This window comes from Stenotrophomonas sp. P5_A8, assembly GCF_056400545.1.
On the sequence record NZ_JBFULB010000526.1, the window covers coordinates 1 to 1,523 of the forward strand.

The 1,523-nt window shown below is 65.7% G+C and carries 1 protein-coding gene; it reads right to left on the bottom strand.

The window, feature by feature from the left end; translation table 11 throughout:
• On the bottom strand, positions 1 to 1,310 hold a 1,310-nt coding region (locus tag AC1DQP_RS20360; protein ID WP_478052413.1), incomplete at its 3' end, for a cation:proton antiporter domain-containing protein.
• Positions 1,311 to 1,523 lie beyond the last annotated feature (213 nt).

Sequence of the window (1,523 nt, forward strand, 5' to 3'; positions counted from 1 at the left end):
ACCTGGGCCAGCGCGCTGCCGACGCGGCCGTAGCCGATCACGATGGCATGGTCGTGCAGGTCCAGCGACGGGCCGGGCGGCAGCTCGGTTTCCACCGCGGTCGGCGTGGTTTCCTGGTGCTTGAGCAGCCAGCGGTCGAGCAGGCCGAACACCAGCGGGTTGAGCATGATCGAGATCAGCGCACCGGCCAGCACCAGCGCCTGCCCGGTGGGCGGCAGGATTTTCAGCGTCACGCCGAGGCCGGCGATGATGAAGGCGAACTCGCCGATCTGCGCCAGGCTGGCCGAGATGGTCAGCGCGGTGCCGGTCGGGTGGCCGAACGCGCGCACGATCACGAACGCGGCGGCGGATTTGCCGAACATGATGATCGCTGCGGTGGCCAGCACCTGCCACGGATGTTCGATCAGGATCGCCGGGTTGAACAGCATGCCCACCGAGACGAAGAACAGCACCGCGAACGCATCGCGCAGCGGCAGTGAATCGTTGGCGGCCTTGTGGCTCAGCTCCGATTCGTTGAGCAGCATGCCGGCGAAGAACGCACCGAGCGCGAACGACACACCGAACAGCATCGCCGAACCGAACGCCACGCCAAGTGCAATGGCCAGCACCGCCAGGGTGAACAGCTCGCGCGAACCGGTACCGGCGATGCGTTCGAGGATCCACGGGATCACCCGCCGCCCCACCACCAGCATCACCGCCACGAACAGGCCCAGCTGCACGAAGGTCCAGCCGATGCTGGCCAGCACACTGCCGACGGTATGGGTTTCATTGGCCGCATCCGGACCGAACACGCCGGCCAACACCGGCATCATCACCAAGGCCAGCACGCAGGCCAGGTCTTCCACGATCAGCCAGCCGATCGCGATCTTGCCACGCTGGGTTTCCAGCAGGCGCCGTTCTTCCATCGCGCGCAACAACACCACGGTACTGGCGGTGGCCAACGCGAAGCCGAACACGATGCCGTGGATCACCGGCCAGCCCATCAGCGCCGCCAGGCCCCAGCCGAGCAGGGTGGCCACCAGAATCTGGCCGATGGCGCCGGGGATGGCGATGGCCTTGACCGCCATCAGGTCCTTCAGCGAGAAATGCAGGCCGACACCGAACATCAGCAGCATCACGCCGATCTCGGCCAGCTGGTTGGCCAGCGCCTGGTCGGCGACGAAGCCGGGAGTGAAGGGTCCTACGCAGATGCCCGCAACCAGGTAACCGACCAGCGGAGACAAACGCAGCTTGTTGGCCAGCGCGCCGAAGATGAAGGCGAGCCCCAGGCCAACGGCAACGATGTTGATCAGGTCGGTGTCATGGTGCATCGGGGCTCGCAGAACAGGGGAATGCCCCGATTTTCACCGATGCGGTGGTATCGAGCAAACATCGACGACCGCAAGGCTGTCATGTCCCCGTGGTCAGGTGATGTGCTGTCCGGGACAGGCGCGCGCGACAGGCAGGAATGCGCTGAATCAGGATTTGCCAGGCTGAAAATGCCCACGCCCCGGCGGACCGGGGCGTGGGATTCAACGGTAGTG